The organism is Thermogymnomonas acidicola JCM 13583 (genome assembly GCF_001316105.1).
GTDB lineage: Archaea > Thermoplasmatota > Thermoplasmata > Thermoplasmatales > Thermoplasmataceae > Thermogymnomonas > Thermogymnomonas acidicola.
Genome location: NZ_BBCP01000004.1, coordinates 132752 through 147751, shown reverse-complemented (window position 1 = coordinate 147751; position 15000 = coordinate 132752). Strand labels below are relative to the sequence as shown.

21 protein-coding genes and 4 pseudogenes are annotated in these 15000 nt (G+C 57.1%); 14 read left to right on the top strand and 11 right to left on the bottom strand.

Going from position 1 to position 15000, the window contains the following annotated elements:
• Positions 1-76: 76 nt before the first annotated feature.
• Complete coding sequence (locus tag JCM13583_RS05150; RefSeq protein ID WP_162509431.1) at positions 77-319, top strand: hypothetical protein; 243 nt, start codon at positions 77-79, stop codon at positions 317-319.
• Positions 320-339: 20 nt separating this feature from the next.
• Here JCM13583_RS05150 and JCM13583_RS05145 read toward each other — a convergent pair whose 3' ends face one another.
• Genes JCM13583_RS05145 through JCM13583_RS05135 form a run of 4 tightly spaced genes read right to left on the bottom strand, consistent with a single transcriptional unit; the run spans position 340 to position 2121 of the window.
• Positions 340-1056 carry a trypsin-like peptidase domain-containing protein gene (locus tag JCM13583_RS05145; RefSeq protein WP_162509430.1) on the bottom strand — a complete coding sequence of 239 codons (717 nt, stop codon included), beginning with the start codon at positions 1054-1056 and terminating at the stop codon, positions 340-342.
• Positions 974-1321, bottom strand: a complete 348-nt coding sequence (locus tag JCM13583_RS12230; protein WP_162509429.1) for a S1C family serine protease — start codon at positions 1319-1321, stop codon at positions 974-976. The genes JCM13583_RS05145 and JCM13583_RS12230 overlap by 83 nt, the downstream gene beginning before the upstream one ends.
• A 49-nt stretch (positions 1322-1370) precedes the next feature.
• A complete protein-coding gene (locus JCM13583_RS05140; protein WP_075056939.1) occupies positions 1371-1592 on the bottom strand; it encodes a hypothetical protein in 222 nt (73 codons plus the stop codon).
• Entirely contained in the window at positions 1576-2121 is a 546-nt protein-coding gene (locus JCM13583_RS05135) for a hypothetical protein (protein WP_162509428.1), read from the bottom strand. The genes JCM13583_RS05140 and JCM13583_RS05135 overlap by 17 nt, the downstream gene beginning before the upstream one ends.
• Before the next feature lie 183 nt (positions 2122-2304).
• Between JCM13583_RS05135 and JCM13583_RS05130 the strand changes: the two genes are divergently transcribed.
• From JCM13583_RS05130 to infB, 8 genes and pseudogenes are all read left to right on the top strand, one after another.
• The gene (locus JCM13583_RS05130; RefSeq protein ID WP_162509427.1) at positions 2305-2901 is read left to right on the top strand and encodes a hypothetical protein; all 597 of its coding nucleotides are present in this window, start codon (positions 2305-2307) and stop codon (positions 2899-2901) included.
• A gap of 309 nt (positions 2902-3210) precedes the next feature.
• Entirely contained in the window at positions 3211-3489 is a 279-nt protein-coding gene (locus JCM13583_RS12225) for a dihydrodipicolinate synthase family protein (protein ID WP_162509426.1), read from the top strand.
• A complete protein-coding gene (locus tag JCM13583_RS12220) occupies positions 3486-3851 on the top strand; it encodes a dihydrodipicolinate synthase family protein (protein WP_162509425.1) in 366 nt (121 codons plus the stop codon). Before JCM13583_RS12225 ends, JCM13583_RS12220 begins: the two co-directional genes overlap by 4 nt.
• 184 nt (positions 3852-4035) lie before the next feature.
• Positions 4036-4404 (top strand): 50S ribosomal protein L7Ae, encoded by a 369-nt coding sequence (locus JCM13583_RS05120; RefSeq protein WP_075056936.1) that lies wholly within the window; start codon positions 4036-4038, stop codon positions 4402-4404.
• Positions 4405-4415: 11 nt separating this feature from the next.
• Positions 4416-4631 carry a 30S ribosomal protein S28e gene (locus JCM13583_RS05115; RefSeq protein WP_075056935.1) on the top strand — a complete coding sequence of 72 codons (216 nt, stop codon included), beginning with the start codon at positions 4416-4418 and terminating at the stop codon, positions 4629-4631.
• Between the two features lie 5 nt (positions 4632-4636).
• Complete coding sequence (locus tag JCM13583_RS05110; RefSeq protein WP_075056934.1) at positions 4637-4846, top strand: 50S ribosomal protein L24; 210 nt, start codon at positions 4637-4639, stop codon at positions 4844-4846.
• Positions 4847-4851: 5 nt separating this feature from the next.
• A complete protein-coding gene (ndk, locus tag JCM13583_RS05105) occupies positions 4852-5301 on the top strand; it encodes a nucleoside-diphosphate kinase (protein ID WP_075056933.1) in 450 nt (149 codons plus the stop codon).
• Positions 5282-7180: pseudogene (gene infB / locus JCM13583_RS12215) on the top strand (translation initiation factor IF-2). The gene ndk and the pseudogene infB overlap by 20 nt, the downstream one beginning before the upstream one ends.
• Here the strand turns inward: infB and JCM13583_RS05085 are convergent.
• The 3 genes from JCM13583_RS05085 to JCM13583_RS05075 form a co-directional block, all read right to left on the bottom strand.
• On the bottom strand, positions 7070-8047 hold the full coding sequence (locus JCM13583_RS05085) for a hypothetical protein (RefSeq protein ID WP_075056929.1): 978 nt from the start codon (positions 8045-8047) through the stop codon (positions 7070-7072). The pseudogene infB and the gene JCM13583_RS05085 sit on opposite strands and share 111 nt — an antisense overlap.
• A gap of 62 nt (positions 8048-8109) precedes the next feature.
• Positions 8110-8469, bottom strand: a complete 360-nt coding sequence (locus JCM13583_RS05080) for an adenosylmethionine decarboxylase (RefSeq protein ID WP_075056928.1) — start codon at positions 8467-8469, stop codon at positions 8110-8112.
• A gap of 285 nt (positions 8470-8754) precedes the next feature.
• On the bottom strand, positions 8755-9327 hold the full coding sequence (locus JCM13583_RS05075; protein ID WP_075056927.1) for a hypothetical protein: 573 nt from the start codon (positions 9325-9327) through the stop codon (positions 8755-8757).
• 186 nt (positions 9328-9513) lie between these two features.
• On the opposite strand from JCM13583_RS05075, the gene JCM13583_RS13855 reads away from it, so the two are divergent.
• The gene (locus JCM13583_RS13855) at positions 9514-9789 is read left to right on the top strand and encodes a hypothetical protein (RefSeq protein ID WP_171823428.1); all 276 of its coding nucleotides are present in this window, start codon (positions 9514-9516) and stop codon (positions 9787-9789) included.
• Here the strand turns inward: JCM13583_RS13855 and JCM13583_RS13850 are convergent.
• Together JCM13583_RS13850 and JCM13583_RS05065 are read right to left on the bottom strand one after the other, a co-directional pair.
• Positions 9769-10050, bottom strand: a complete 282-nt coding sequence (locus JCM13583_RS13850) for a hypothetical protein (RefSeq protein WP_171823427.1) — start codon at positions 10048-10050, stop codon at positions 9769-9771. The genes JCM13583_RS13855 and JCM13583_RS13850 overlap by 21 nt on opposite strands.
• A gap of 91 nt (positions 10051-10141) precedes the next feature.
• Positions 10142-11733 (bottom strand): annotated as a pseudogene (locus JCM13583_RS05065) (aldehyde dehydrogenase family protein).
• A 132-nt stretch (positions 11734-11865) separates the two neighbouring features.
• On the opposite strand from JCM13583_RS05065, the pseudogene JCM13583_RS05060 reads away from it, so the two are divergent.
• The 3 genes and pseudogenes from JCM13583_RS05060 to JCM13583_RS05050 all read left to right on the top strand — a co-directional run bounded on the left by JCM13583_RS05060 (position 11866) and on the right by JCM13583_RS05050 (position 13812).
• A pseudogene (locus tag JCM13583_RS05060) lies at positions 11866-13232 on the top strand (adenylosuccinate lyase).
• Positions 13213-13458, top strand: a complete 246-nt coding sequence (locus tag JCM13583_RS05055; protein ID WP_075056925.1) for a hypothetical protein — start codon at positions 13213-13215, stop codon at positions 13456-13458. The pseudogene JCM13583_RS05060 and the gene JCM13583_RS05055 overlap by 20 nt, the downstream one beginning before the upstream one ends.
• Before the next feature lie 147 nt (positions 13459-13605).
• Positions 13606-13812: a hypothetical protein gene (locus JCM13583_RS05050; protein ID WP_162509423.1), complete on the top strand. Its 207-nt coding sequence runs from the start codon at positions 13606-13608 to the stop codon at positions 13810-13812.
• Between the two features lie 70 nt (positions 13813-13882).
• Here the strand turns inward: JCM13583_RS05050 and JCM13583_RS05045 are convergent, their stop codons facing one another.
• Positions 13883-14206: a hypothetical protein gene (locus tag JCM13583_RS05045; protein ID WP_075056923.1), complete on the bottom strand. Its 324-nt coding sequence runs from the start codon at positions 14204-14206 to the stop codon at positions 13883-13885.
• Positions 14188-14403, bottom strand: a complete 216-nt coding sequence (locus JCM13583_RS05040; protein ID WP_162509421.1) for a hypothetical protein — start codon at positions 14401-14403, stop codon at positions 14188-14190. Before JCM13583_RS05040 ends, JCM13583_RS05045 begins: the two co-directional genes overlap by 19 nt.
• Before the next feature lie 112 nt (positions 14404-14515).
• Between JCM13583_RS05040 and JCM13583_RS05035 the strand changes: the two are divergent.
• Positions 14516-14991: pseudogene (locus tag JCM13583_RS05035) on the top strand (peroxiredoxin).
• Positions 14992-15000: the final 9 nt, after the last annotated feature.

Sequence of the window (15000 nt, the reverse complement as noted above, 5' to 3'; positions counted from 1 at the left end):
GGGGGACTTCGCGTCCCATGTCTGGGTTCTCTCATTCTCCTCCGGAAGGTTTTACCTGCACCGCAGTGGCAGGCAGGTGCCGTTCCAGCCTGAGGACCTTCTGGGAGACGCACCAATGATATCGAAAATGAGGTCATCATTCAGCGGATTTCCGGAGGCTGTGTGGCGCCTCATGGTGGGCGAGGGGCAGCCTGCAATGGCATACTCGTATGTGGAAGAGAAGGTGAAGTTCAGCAGCCATGTGAAGGCTGCCTTCAGGTCAAAGGTGAGTGCCCGGGACGTACTGGTATACAGCGACCTGACGCGTGGCTCCTTCTGACCATTTGAGAAAAAGTGAGATCATCTCTCGACCCTCAGTTCCGGCATCTCCGCTATTCTGAGCGATAGCCTCAGCTGCCTGTAGCCCCTGATCAGGTCGAGCGTTACGATTGCGTTTATTCCCCTGCTGTTCAGTACGCGCACAACATCCCTCATGGTGGAGACCTGCTCCCCGTCCATGGAAACTATGACATCGCCCGGCCTGACACCGCTCCTGTAAGCGGGCCCGTCCTGGGAGGTCTCCACAACAAAAACGCCGCGGTCTACCTGGAGCCTGTACCTCCTCGCAATCCCATCGTTGATGTCGACACCAGATATGCCGATCCATGGCCTGATGACCCTTCCGTGGAGGAGTATCTGCTCCACCACGTTCCTTGCAGTGTTAACTGGTATGGAGAAGCCCATACCCTGTGCGAACGGTATTATGGCAGTGTTTATGCCTATGACCTCCCCCCCGGAAGTGTTCACAAGGGGGGGCCCTCCGCTGTTGCCCGGGTTGATGGCCGCATCGGTCTGAATGAGGCCCTCTGCTATGTGCGTGGCCCACGGCATGGGCCTGTTGACCGCACTTATCACCCCCAGGGACACTGTGTGGCCCCCGGGAAGTCCTAGGGCGTTGCCTATTGCTATGGCAAACTGGCCTATCTTCAGCTTTTCAGAGTCCCCCCAGCCGGGCAGCGGGCAGGCCCATAGCAGGCACAGATAGGACTGCCAGGTCCGTGGGCGGGTCTGTGCCAAGTATCTCTGCCTGGAACTCGTCTCCGCTGTCGGTCACAACTGACAGTTCGCTTGAGTTGGCCACCACGTGGTTGTTTGTGAGGATGAGCCCGTCAGGCCTTACTATTATCCCTGAACCGGCACTTTCCTGTCTGGCCGGCGGCACGAAGGGGGGGTTCCTCGAGACCCTGCTGCTGTATATGCTGACAACGCTCCCCCCCTTCACGCTCTCAATTGCCCTTGTAACATCTTCCTCGAAGGCAGTTATTGAGACCATGTCCATCATCAGGTTAGTATGTTCTACTATAAAAACATTGACACACGCCTGTGTTGATTCAGAGCGTTACCTTGGAATCAAGCCAGCCCCTTGCGAGCTTCCTCACCTCTGCCAGTTGCCTCTCCATTTCCTCCCTGATCTCATCCTGGCCCTTCACCACCAACAGCCTTTGCCCTGCATCTGCCACGATGCCCATCTCAATCAGCGGCCTTGCCTTCTCCTTGGTGAACATTGGCTTCGTGAGCTCCTGTCTCCCTCTCCTCTCAAGCTCGAACAGCACCGACCTGAGGAGCTTGACACGGTGAAGTGCCAGTAGGCTCTGACCTCTCCAGGTCTGCCATCGATTTCCTGATCCTTTCTGCCACGCCCTCCTTGCCCAGGCCCCCCCCAGCATGTATGCGTGAAAAAGGCACAACGGTGCCGTCCGGGAGAACCACGATGGTCGGCTGTCCCCCCCTGATCGACAGCTCCTGGAGTATCTTCTTCCACTCCCTGGGCTCATCTGTGTCCACGGACTTCATGACGCTGGGTGGCATGAAATCGTCCGCAAGGAACAGGTCGTTCTTGGTGTCGAACACCACATCCTCGTACCTGGCCGGTGCCCTCGACTCTGTGCACCTCTGGGCAGCGCACAGGTGGGAGTAGAGCGCAATGGCCTCGGAGATGGTGACCTGATCCCCCCCTGCACCTATCCTGACCTCGCTGTCTCCGTAATGGGCAATGGAGCAGCAGGACCTGGCAGCCTCCTCCACCTGGGCTGCAGGCAGGAATGGCAGGAGACTCTCCATAACAGCGTCTATGCAGGACATGCCTGTGCCATGCATCGCCGGAATAAAAAAAGAGCGAAGGTCAGGGACATGCACTGTGCGCTATGATTATATATTGATGTTTGTTATGATATGACAGGCGAGCCACCGGAGAGGTGTATGAGCGGCGAACGTTTTAATTATTACCTGAAAATGATATTGAACGCGAGGCTGGAAGAATATAGCATGATATACGAACAGATAGGCAACGACACGGAGCTGACTGAGAGCGAGGAGACCGAGCTGGAGAGGCTGATAGGCAGGTACATGTCTGTGTACAACAGGTTCGGCGTGCGCGTTGTTAACATCCACACGGGCAGGGAGGAGGAGCCTCCGGCCACAGTGATCGATGATTTTGGCGGTACCTCCAAGTTCGTGGAAAAGGAGGTCAAGTACGGAATAGAGTGGAAGGTATACGCCCCCCCCACTAACGGCTACAGCTCACCAGTGAACCGCTGGTACTACAACGAGAGGATATCGAAGATCCTGAACGATTTGCTGCACGATGTTGTTCCAGGCAGGAACCCCCCCAGCTACTTCGACATCCCGCCATGGATAATGGGTACCCCACACGCGCCGGACGTGACCTATGTGCCGCTGCACGAGATAATATCGACTGCAATCGCAAAGGGTGTTGTGCCGACTGGGAGTTCCTGGTCAAGAGGGGGGGCCTACCCAGGGAGTTCGTGGAGGTTCTTAGGGCGGAGAACCTGGGCCCGATGCCCTGAACACTCTTTTCCTTTATTCCATGTTCGGTTCTCACCTCTCCTCTTAACCTCATAGGCTCTATTTGCCGGTCCCATTTCTATGAGGGGGGGAAGAGAGAAGAACTGCTATAAGCGAGTAAGGGATGCAAGGGTATGGCATACGCGGGCATAGTCACGCCCATGGTAACCCCCCATGGACAGGGAAGGTAAGCCTGACAGGAAGGGTACAGAGAAGCTCGTTGAGTTCCTGATAAGTTCTGGTGTGGATGGCCTGTTCCCCCATGGGCTCGACGGGCCTCTTCCCGTGGTTCGGTAGGGAGGAGAGGAAGAAGTTCATCGGGTGGTGCGCTGAGCTCTCAGGGGGGGGCGCCCAGTTTACGCCGGGATAGGTTCATCGTCGAGCAGTGAGGCGGTTGAGCTAGCGAGGGACGCCATAGACGCCGGCGCGACCGCGCTGGTGCTCATGCCATCCTACTACATAACGCTGGACCAGAAGGAGATATACAACCACTTCTCCTATGTAATTTCAAAGGTGGACGCGGACTTCATCCTATACAATATACCACAGCTGGCAGGCTCGTGGATCCTCCCGGAAACGGTACAGAAGATCAGGGAAGAGTTCTCGCAGGTGAAGGGGGGCTCAAGGAGAGCTCCGGAGACATGAGGTTCTTTGAGAGGATCGTCTCCATGGCCTCCAGGGACTTCGCGGTCTTCCAGGGCCAGGACGACCTCCTGCTTGCCTCGCTGTCGCTGGGTGCAAGCGGTGGCGTGGTTGGACTATCCAACTTCACGACCTACTGCACCGAGCTCTATTCACTCTTCAGGGAAGGCAAGTACCAGGAAGCAAGGAAGGTGCAGGTGGAGAAGGTAAACAGGGTCATGCAGGCCGTTAATTCCGTCACGTTTCCCATAGGTTACTACTACGCGACCTACAGGAAGCTAGGCATAGACGGGGGGGGCTTCAGGCAGCCCATGTACATGCCAGACGAAGCGGCAAGGCGTGCCATAGACAGCGTGGTCCTCTGATGGGGGGGCATTCCGGAAGGGGGGGCATGCTCTCTGCAGCCTGTGCTGTCTCCGGAGTGTCGCCATATGGCCAGTGGCCCCCCCAAGGCAGGGATCCAATCCGCTCACGCACGTCCTATGCGGACACCACGAAAATATAAATAGAGTCTTGAATTTCAGTCAGGCTAGTGAAGGAGGTCTAAGTATGGAGAAGAGCACATACGTGAAGTTCGAGACTCCCGAGTCGCTTGAGAAGAAGGTTCTTGATCTTGTGGAGAACGCTTACAGGACGGGCAAGATCAAAAAGGGCACCAACGAGGTGATAAAGTCCATAGAGAGAGGGGAGAGCAAGCTCGTTGTGATCGCAGAGGACGTTAACCCTCCTGAGGTAGTTTACTACCTGCCCTCGCTGTGCGAGGAGAGGAAGGTGCCGTACGCCTACGCGAAGAAGAAGGCCGACCTGGGCGCGAGGGTGGGCATCGCCTCTGCAGCCTCGGTCTCAATAGTGGACTACGGAAAGAATGAGGACCTGTACAAACAGGTCGTTTCCGAGATATCGGAGATAAAGAAGTGAGGGTGGTCTGATTGGCAGACGATGCGACACCTGCTGAGGTCGTCGAGCTGATGGGCAGGACCGGCATGACCGGCGAGGCGACCACGGTCAAGGTCCGCGTTCTCTCTGGAAGGGATCAGGGGGGGAGGATAATCGCCAGGAACGTCATGGGGGGGCCTGTGAAGGTCGGCGACATCCTCATGCTACGGGAAACGGCCAGGGAGGCCAGGAAGCTCTCCATCAGGTGATGTGAATGGCAACGAGGAACTGCACCTTCTGCGGTAGGGAAATCGAGCCTGGCACGGGCTTCATGTACGTCCGCAGGGATGGTGCCATATACTATTTCTGCAGCAGGAAGTGCAAGACCAACATGGTTGACCTGGGCCGCATGGCCAGAAACACAAAGTGGACAAGGGAGTACCATACGATCAAGAAGATGAAGAAGGCAGCACAGAAGAGCTGATCGCGATGGAGAGGACACTGGTTCTCATAAAGCCTGACGGGGTCAAGAGAAGACTGGTTGGCAGGATATTCCAGAGGTTCGAGGAGAAGGGCCTCAGGATAGCGGCCCTGAAGCTGATGAACGTCAGCAGGCCCATGGCAGAGGAACACTACAGCGTCCACAGGGATAAGCCATTTTTCAGGTCCCTCGTGGACTACATCACCTCGGGGGGGCCCGTGGTTGCAGCGGTGCTGGAGGGCTCGAACGCCATCGCAGTGGTGAGGAAGATGTGCGGTGCCACCGACGGCTCAAAGGCAGAGCCCGGGACCATAAGGGGCGACTTCTCCATGGGCATTGAGAAGAACATAATCCATGCCTCGGATTCTCATGAGGCTTACGAGCACGAGTACCGCATATTCTTCAGGGATGAGGAGATCCTGAACTACGAGTGTGGAGATGAGCATATCATCTACTGAGCAAGGCGTCAGGTACAGGCAGCCCATAGTGTGCGTGCTTGGGCATGTAGACCACGGAAAGACCACGGTACTGGACGCCATACGCGGCACTTCGGTGGCCCAGAAAGAGGCAGGTGGCATAACTCAGAGGATAGGTGCCACCGACATAGATGCGGAGACTATAGAGCGCAGTGCCAGGGCACTCCTTAAGGGCGCGAAGCTGAAGGTGCCCGGCCTCCTTTTCATAGACACCCCTGGCCATGTGGCCTTCTCGAACATGCGGGCGAGGGGGGGTGGCGCCCTAGCTGACATAGCGGTCCTTGTCATAGATATCAACGAGGGCCTCATGCCGCAGACCGTTGAATCGATAAACATACTGAAGAAGTTCAGGACACCTTTTATCGTTGCAGCAAACAAGATAGACCTCATACCCCCTCTTCACTCCCGTCAGGGACGTATCGTTCATAGAGTGCCTGAAGAAGCAGAGAAAGGAATACGTGGAGGAACTGGACAGGCGCATCTACGAACTGGTGAGCGCCCTCTATGGCCAAGGCTTCCAGAGCGAACGCTATGACAGGATAACGGACTTTACCCGCACAGTGGCGATCGTGCCCGTCAGCGGCAAGCTCCACATAGGGATGCCAGACCTCCTGATGATGCTCGCCGGCCTGGCGCAGAGGTACCTGGAGAACGACATAAGGCTGCGCACAGACGAGACCAGGGGGGGGACTGTGATAGAGGTCAAGCGCGAGGAAGGCACGGGAGTGACCCTTGACACGGTCATATACCAGGGCGTGCTGAGGGCCGGGGACGAGATAGCCCTCAACACCAGGGACGGCCCAGCAGTGACAAGGGTACGTGGCATGCTTATCAACACCCATGGGAGGAAGAAGGGCCTCAGAGAAGTGGAGAGTGTCCAGGCCGCCGCGGGTGTCAGGGTACTTATATCTGACAAGCTGGACGTGATCCCCGGCACGCCCATGATTGTGGTCAGGGGGGCGACAGGGACAAGATCTTCGAGGAGATAATAAAGGAGAGCTCTGTCAGCATACCCCTCTCGGAACACGGAGTGACCGTCAAGGCCGAGGCGCTGGGCTCCCTGGAAGCTGTGTCCTACGAGCTTGGCCAGAAGGGCATAGGCATAAGGTCGGCACAGACCGGGGGGGACGTGACGAAGAGGGATATAATCGACGTGGCCACACTGCAGGACCCCCCCATGGAGAAGGTGATAATCGCCTTCAACGTCTCCGTCCTGCCGGAGGCGCAGCAGGCTGCGGCTGAGAACGATGTCACGATCATACAGGGTAACATAATTTACAGGCTCATAGAGGAGGTTGAAGGCTGGCTCGCTGAGAAGAAGAAGCAGCTTGAGGAGGGGGGGAGGAAGCAGTCAATGCCGGTCCCCCCCTCGAAGCTCGTCATACTGCCGGAATACATTTTCAGGACAAGCAAGCCAGTCATAGTGGGTGTCAGGCTGCTCTCAGGGCAGCTGAAGGTAGGCGACACGCTGATCAAGTCTGATGGCCGCTACGGCGGTACGGTGAAGAGCATAAGGGAGAACGAAGTTTCAAAGAACTATGTTGATGCCCCCCCGGCGGAGGTGGCCGTTGCCATTGATGGCGTCACACTGAACAGGCAGATCAACCCGAACGAGACGCTGTATGTCGACATACCGGAGAGCGTCGTGAGGGAACTGAGGGCAAGGGCACTTGACCCGGAGACCATGAAGACCCTGGAAGAGATCATAAAGATCAAGCGCAAGGAGAACCCGTTCTGGGGGCACCAGGGCCTAGAGAAGGAACGCAGACACCACCAGGACTGTGAGCGTTACGGCCACGCTGATCTTCCTCTGCCTGAAAAAGGTGTAGGCCAGGAAGAGCAAGGCCGTGATGAGGAATAGGGCAGGGATCCTGTGGTATCCACCTATTAATACCTGTCCGGCGAGCAGCGGTACGGCGAGTATTGCCGTGGCCTTGTAGATGGAAGACCCGGACACTATGCCTGTGCTTGTCTCTGAGGGATCGCGCACCAGGGATATGGCCAGCATCACTATCTCAGGTAGCGATTCAACTATGCCCGCGACTATGAAAGATGCGACCAGAGGGTTCAGGGAGTAGTGCATGGAGATGGATTCAGTGGACCTAACCAGCAACCATGCGCCTACGACCACGGACGCGCAGGAGAGCGCGGACACCAGGCCTCCTGGCGGGGGGGCCACCTCACCCTCAACCGTCTCGTCACCTGTACCGGATCTTGAGAGAACCACGTAGGCTGCTGCCACAGCGAGCATCCCAGTGCCGTAAATTTCCTGCCCCTGTGGTAAGAAGGTTGCCAGTAAAAGGAGTGCCGCCGGGACCACAAGGAAGATCCCATCCCTGCGGAACTGCCTGATGCCCTCCGGCACTGCCCAGGGCATTATGAGCAGGAACGCCGCAAGGGTGACAACGCTGGAACCGAGGATGGCACCCAGTGCTATGGAGTCCTGCCTGTAGACGACTGCAACCGCCACAAGCGCTATCTCGTCCACCACAGAGGCAACGGAGAGGAGGTACTGGCCAGAGTTCCTTGCACTTAGGCCGAGCCTGTGGGAGAGCTCCATTGAGGCGGAGTGAAGGGCCTCTGTTCCCAGGTACAGGAGGGGGGGCACGGAAAGGGCAACGGACACGAATGAAAGGTAGAAGGGGGGGAGGCTACTGTAATACAGGAGAAGTATCAGGGATATGGCAAAAATGGGTAGCTGGGTCAGGTGCCGAGATCCTCCATGCATCCGGCTGCCATCCCATCACTGGATTAAAACCTGTTCCACCTTAACGGGCTTCACGTCGTCCTTCAGGGCAGCCCCCCCCTCAGCATCCTCCTGCACTCAACCATCTTCGGTCTAAGCCTTTCCAGGATGTACCTGTATGCCTTCTCGGCCCCCCCGGAAGGATCGCCGCAGGTGTATATGTCTAGTGTCACGAGGCCGTGCTCGGGCCATGTGTGGAAGGACAGGTGTGATTCCGCGAGAAGCACTATGCCACTCGCACCCTTCGGCTGAAACTGGTAATAGTCCGAGGAGATCTTCGTCAGGTTTCCGAACTTCACTGCGCCTTCTATGACAGGGTACAGTGTGCTAGCCTCTGAGATCATTTCCGGGTCCACGCCATACAGATCCGCCACGATATGCATCCCCCCCACGGCCACTTTCATCGTCCTCCATTAATTTTCACCTCATCCAACAGCTGTTGTGATTATTATCATGTATTTAAATATTTATTGGGTAGGGCCGCTGAATTTTTTTATCTGCCATCATGGATAATATCGTGGGCGCAATAGCCGGTTACAAAAATACATTTAAAATAATCAAAATAAAATTATATTTTTCATCCTGTCATTCCAAATTTTTAAACCTCACCGGCACCTCTGGGGAAGAAATCTGAAGCGATCTCAGTTCCCCCCCAAGTAAAAAGTTCATCCTTTTCCTGGAAACAAGTATTATAGTTCCGACACCCCCCCTCTTGGAGGCCTCGAAGGCTGCACAGAGCACGCCGTACTCCATGTCCGGCCTCTTGCCGAAGGTGCCAGGAACACGGAATAGGCACTCTCGCCCACCGTCCCTGTGAGGTAACCGTGTCCCAGCTTCACCTCATCCCTGACCCTGCGGACAGTCTCATCGAACCTGAACTCCGGCCCAACGTCCGGTATCACGATTATCTCCACGGCCCTGATGTCCACATGTATGAGGCCTGTGAGCTGTGAGACGCCTGCCGGCTCTCCCGGGGGGGCGGAACTGGCGACACACGTTGCCACCGGCCCGGTCCCTTCATATTTCCTGGCGTGGAGGTAGCCATCCTTCATGTAAAGAGTGACCTTCTGTCCTGCCTCCAGGTGCTCGTCGGATATGCACTCCCAGACCATCTGCCTGCCGACCCTGTCCAGGCTGTCCCTGACGAACTGCCTCAGCTCCTCCAGCTTGCTGCTCAGAAACTCATAGCCGGTGGGGGGGCTTATCCTCATGTCGTCGTAAACATAGCCCTTCTCCTTCAGGATCCTGAGGTGGTAGAGCACGCCCTGGCTCGTTATGCCAACGCTCCGCGCCAGTTCAGAGGGCCTGTTCTCCCCCCCTCGTATATCTTCATCATTATGAGGAGCTGTGAGAGAACTGCCTGGTCCAGGACCTGCGACATGGCCGAAACATATGGAAAGCGTATATAAACCTCGCATGCAGTTAATAGCATGTCGTGATACTCACCCATGGGCGTTCGCGTGCTCCACTTCGGGACGCTGGACTACGGCTATGCTCACTCCATCCAGTTGCGCCTCCTTGAGGGGGTATCATCGGGAAGGGTAGAGGGTGCGATCATGTTCCTGGAGCACCCTGACGTTTACACTGCAGGCATACACACAAGCCCCCGAGGACCTGGGGGGGAACCTGGGGGGGGAGGCAGTCAGGGTCGAGAGGGGGGGCGGCTCCGTGACGTACCATGGCCCGGGCCAGCTTGTGACATACTACATACTGAACCTGATTGACCTGGGAATAAATGTGAGGGACCTGGTGCAGAAGGTGGAGGAGGCCGTGGTATCCACGCTGGCCAGGTTTTCCATAAGGGCGGAGGGTAGGCTGGGCAGGGAGACCGGCGTGTGGGTGGGCAGCAGGAAGATATGTTCCATAGGCTTCGCACTGAGGTCATCTGTCACATTCCACGGCTCGGCCCTGAACATCTCCACCGATCTCTCAAAGTTCGGCGTGGTGAACCCCTGTGGCTTCTCTCCATCTGTGATGACGAGCATGGAGGCCGAGACTGGAAGGAAAATAGAAAGGGGGGGGAGGTGGAGGCCGCCCTCGAAAGGGAACTGCTCGCAAGCCTTGGCATCGGCAGCTTCAGGGATGAATATCCTCAGGGTGTGCCACTGTGACTGCCTGCTCCCTGAGGAACTGCTGGAGGTAATAGTAGGAACCTGTACCCTTTCCAGTGGAACCGCTCAGCTTCCAGCCAACGAATGGCTGCGAACCTACCATGGCGCCTGTGGATGCGCCCCCCCTTGCCCTGTTCGCGTATACCACCCCCCCAACGTCTATGTTCTCGAAGTAGTAACGGACCTCCTCTGGGTCCTCGGAGAATATGCCCCCCCCTGTGAGCCCGTAATCTAGGGAGTTGATGCGCCTCACAGCCTCCTCAAGTGTGCTGAATTTGAGCACGCCCAGTATGGGCAGGAAGAGCTCGTTCCTCACCGTGTAGGCATCGTCGCTCAGGTCGGCGACTATGGTTGGGTGCACATAGAAGCCTGGCCTCTCCTCAACCCTAGCCCCCCCTGTCAGTACCCTGCCCTCCTTCTGCAGGGTGGGTATCAGGTTCCTGTACTTCTCAAACGCATCCCTGTTTACAACGGGGGTTCAGGAACGTCTCCTTCTTCCTGGGGGTCATCTGGCTTTATCTTGGAGGCCTCCTTCACCAGCATGTCCAGGAACCTGTCATAGACGCCGGACTGCACGAATACCAGGGACGCAGCGCTGCACTTCTGCCCCCCCGCATACCCGAAGGCAGCCCTTATGACGCCCTGCACCGCCTTGTCGAGGTTCGCCCTGTTTGTGACGACCACGCAGTCCTTGCCGCCCATCTCCGTTATGGCTGGCTTCGGCACCTTCTCGCTTATCTTGTGGAACAGCTTCATCCCGACGTCCTTGGAGCCCGTGAAGACCAGGCCACCTATCCTTGGGTCTTCCACAAGTGCAGTGCCAACAACACCGCCAGAGCCGGAGAGGAATGCGAGGACTTCCTTCGGGACTCCCGCCTCGTGCAGGAGCCTCACGAACAGGTAGGAGGCTAAAGGTATGTCACTCGAAGGCTTCAGCACCACCGCATTGCCCGTGATCAGCGGGCCCGTTGTCATGCCCACAGTGATGGCGAAGAAGTTGAACGGAGCGATCACGGCGAAGACGCCGTAGGGCTTCATGTAGCTCATGCTCTCCTCGTTGTCGTATCCCCCCCTGCCAGTGAAGCGGTTGAAGCCCTGGTTCTCTATCAGGTTCAGGGCGTAATACCTCATGAAGTCTATGCCCTCGTCGACGTCGGCCATGGCCTCTGTCCTGTTCTTCCCGTTCTCGTAGGTCAGGAGGGCGGCAAACTCGAACTTCCTCTCACTCAGCATCTCCGCCGCTCTCAGGAACGTCATCGCCCTGTGCACGTACCCCCCCTTCCAGTACCAGGACCGGTAATTCCTGTTCAGGACGTCAAGGGCCTCGCCCACCGATTCCTTTGAGGCTAGCTGGAAAGTGGCTATCTCACTGCCATCTATCGGGCTCACGTCCTTGATCTTCCTTTCCTCAGTTATGTCCCTCACCACTATGTTCGGATACTCCTTCCCGAAGTACCTCCTGACGTCCTCCAGTGCCCTCTCGTACCTCTCATGGAACTCAGCTTCCCTGCCCTGCTTCTGCATCCTCACGAATGTCGTCTCGTTCTCGAATGGCATACACTAAAATGCATGCACCTCTAATAACAGTTTTCTGTACTGTCAGGGGCACGCTACCCTGCCAGGGCAGGTTGTTTCGCTGCCCGGGTGTGCCGGGTTCAGTTTAATAGTCCAGAACACATGCGCTCACAGATGACGGTTTCGCCCATAGAATACAGGTACGGCAGGGAGGAGACAAAGGCCATATTCAGTGAGGAGAGCAGGCTCCTGTACATGCTGAAGGTGGAGGCGGCCATCACCAGGGCGGAGGAGGAGTTCGGCCTGGTGCCCAGGGGGGGCACAGCCGAAATGGTGGAGCGGGCCGCCCTTTCGGGAAGGGTTACACTGGAAAAGGTCAAGGCGGTGGAGGCGGAAACAGGGCACGACATAATGGCACTCACGAGGGTGCTCAGCCAGGAGGCGGGAGAGGCGGGCAGGTACGTTCACCTGGGCGCAACATCCAACGATATCATCGACACGGCCACAGCCCTCCAGATCAAGGACTTCCTGGGCATTTACGAGGGTGAAATGGTCTCCTTCATCCTGGTCCTTTCTGACCTTGTCCAAAAGTACAGGTCAGTGCCCATGCTGGGCAGGACACACGGCCAGCACGCAAGCCCCCATAACTTTCGGGCTTAAGGTGGCAGTGTTCTGCAGTGAGATGATGCGCCACCTTGAAAGGCTGAGGGAGATGAGGAAGAGGGTACTTGTGGGAAAGCTCCTCGGGCCCGTGGGCACCGGTGCTCCCTGGGCCCAGATGCCCTGCGCATCCAGGAGAGGGCGATGCAGATCCTGGGCCTTGGGGGGGTCGAAGAAGGTGCCACCCAGATAGTGGGCAGGGACAGGTACATAGAGTTCCTTGGCGTCCTGTCGAACGTCGCTTCCTCGCTGGAGAAGTTCGCAACGGAAGTTCGAAACCTCCAGAGGCCGGAAATAGGGGAAGTGTCAGAATACTTTGATGAGAGCAGGCAGGTGGCTCGAGCTCAATGCCCAGTAAGAGGAACCCTGTCTCCTCAGAGAACGTGGCCAGCCTGGCAAGGCTAGTGAGGAGCTTCATCGTCCCGGAGTTCGAGGCGGCTGTCACCTGGCATGAGAGGGACCTGACCAACAGTGCGCTCGAGAGGTTCACGATACCATATTCTGCCATCCTGTCCGATTACATCCTCCACAGGATGAAGTCCGTTTTCCAGAGGCTGCAGGTGAACGTTGAGAGGATGGAGGCCAACCTCCTCTCCGACCCGTTCGTGGTCTCGGAGAGGCTCGTCACTGAACTGACCGAAAGGGGCATGCCAAGGCAGGAGGCGCACGAGGTCGTGAGGAGGGCCAGCATGGAATCGTACCGCACGGGCAGGCCCTTGCGCTCCACACTCAGGGACTTAGGCGTCCTGCGCTACATGAGCGATGAGGAACTGGAGAGGATATCGGATCCCAGGACATTCACCGGTTCCGCTGAGGAGATCTGCGACAGGACGGTCTCAAGAGTGAGAGAGATGGTGGGCCATGAAGGAGATCGGGACTGACAGCACGCCCAGGGAACTCATCCTGAGGGCACTGAGGGACGGGGGGGAGAAGTCCCAGAGGCAGATAGAGGAAATGCTGAGGAAGGAGGGCCATGGCATGCACAGGGTCATGCTCTCCGGCTACCTGAGGGGGGGCCTTGCGGATGCCGGTGACCTGAAGGCAAGGGAGATTAAGCCGTTCAGGCTCTATTCCCTTGCCTCAAAAGAGGCCCCCGGACGTCTATGACGTTGTTGGCAGGGTGGCCAGGGAAGTGGACGAGCAGACCTCTGGCGACAGCGCCCTCCTCCTGCTGCATGTGCTCTTCAACAGGCCTGTGTTCCTGAGGGAGGTGGAGAGGTGCAACGTTGAGCCCCCCCCGTGAGGTTTAGGAGGGTGAACAGCCCCTCCCGCATCCGCTACATACAGGACCTGCAGAGGCTGGGCGTCGAGATACCGAGGAGCAACATACTCATAGAACCGGAGAGCATAGACCCGTACCACACGATTAAGCTCCTGAGGTCCATGGTAGACGCGCTCCTGGGAATAAGGAAGTACTCGCTAACCGACGGCTCAGGGGGGGTTCAGGCCACGCTGGACTGATCCAGGCCCGCATCATCTATTATCAGGTACCCGCCGGAGCCCCTCCACACCCTGTGCGACCTCCTGATCCTTATCCTCCCGGCACCTGGGAACGACAGGACGAAGCTCTCGTACTCGCCCCCCCCTCGCCGGATGGGTTCATTCCGTATTTCCTCGAGAGTTCCATTATCCTCTCCACACCATCACGGTCGAGGTGCATGCCCAGGTGGTCTTCAGTGAGGCCCTCAGCGGACACGGAGACGAGGATCGCGTCTATGGACCTCATGACGATTTCGTTGAGAAGCATGCCCTGGTCCTTCCTCCAGAGCGGAGCGAACATAAGTATACCCAGCTCTGTGCACTTCATCTCCACCCTGGTCTTCTGGTAGTCTGAAGCTATGGCTCCGACCACCACGGCGCCGATGCGTCCCGGGCCAGGTTGCCTATGAGTTCCCAGAGTTTCCCCCCCTCCTCAACCATAACGTTCTCGATGCCGAGGAGGCCGCTCACATACCTGGCCATCGAGGCGTTTGGATAATGATACATGAGGGAGTGCTCTTCCGCAATCACTGTGACCGACATGACCACGTCGAAGCCGCTCTCCAGGGCAATGAGTGTGGCAAGGAACGAGTCCTTTCCCCCCCCGACATAAGGATACTGCCTTCACAATTAACGCTAAACACTATCATTTTATAGTTTTTATCGATTGCTTGCCGGTGTCAACATGGCTGTGAACGTGGGTGAAAAAGCTCCAGACTTCCAGGCGATAGACACGAACCTGAAGGTGAAGAAGCTCTCCGACTACAGGGGGGGAAGCAAGGTTGTCCTGGCATTCTTCCCGGGTGCTTCACATCCGTGTGCACGAAGGAGATGTGCACGTTCAGGGACTCCATGGCAAAGCTCAACGGCCTCAATGCCAAGGTGGTCGGGATCAGTGTGGACCAGCCGTTCTCGCTGGCGGAGTTTGCAAAGGCGAACAACCTGAAGTTCGACCTGCTGAGCGACGCGAGCAGGGAGATCTCGAAGAAGTATGACGTGCTCCATGAGAACTTCGTGAACGTGCCAGGCCTCACAGCGTCCAAGAGGTCGATCTTCATACTGGATAGGGACGGCGTAGTCAGGTACAAGTGGGTCAGCGACGACCCCTCCAAGGAGCCTGACTACAAGAAGATAGAGGAGGAACTGGCCAAGCTGAACTGAAAAAAAACA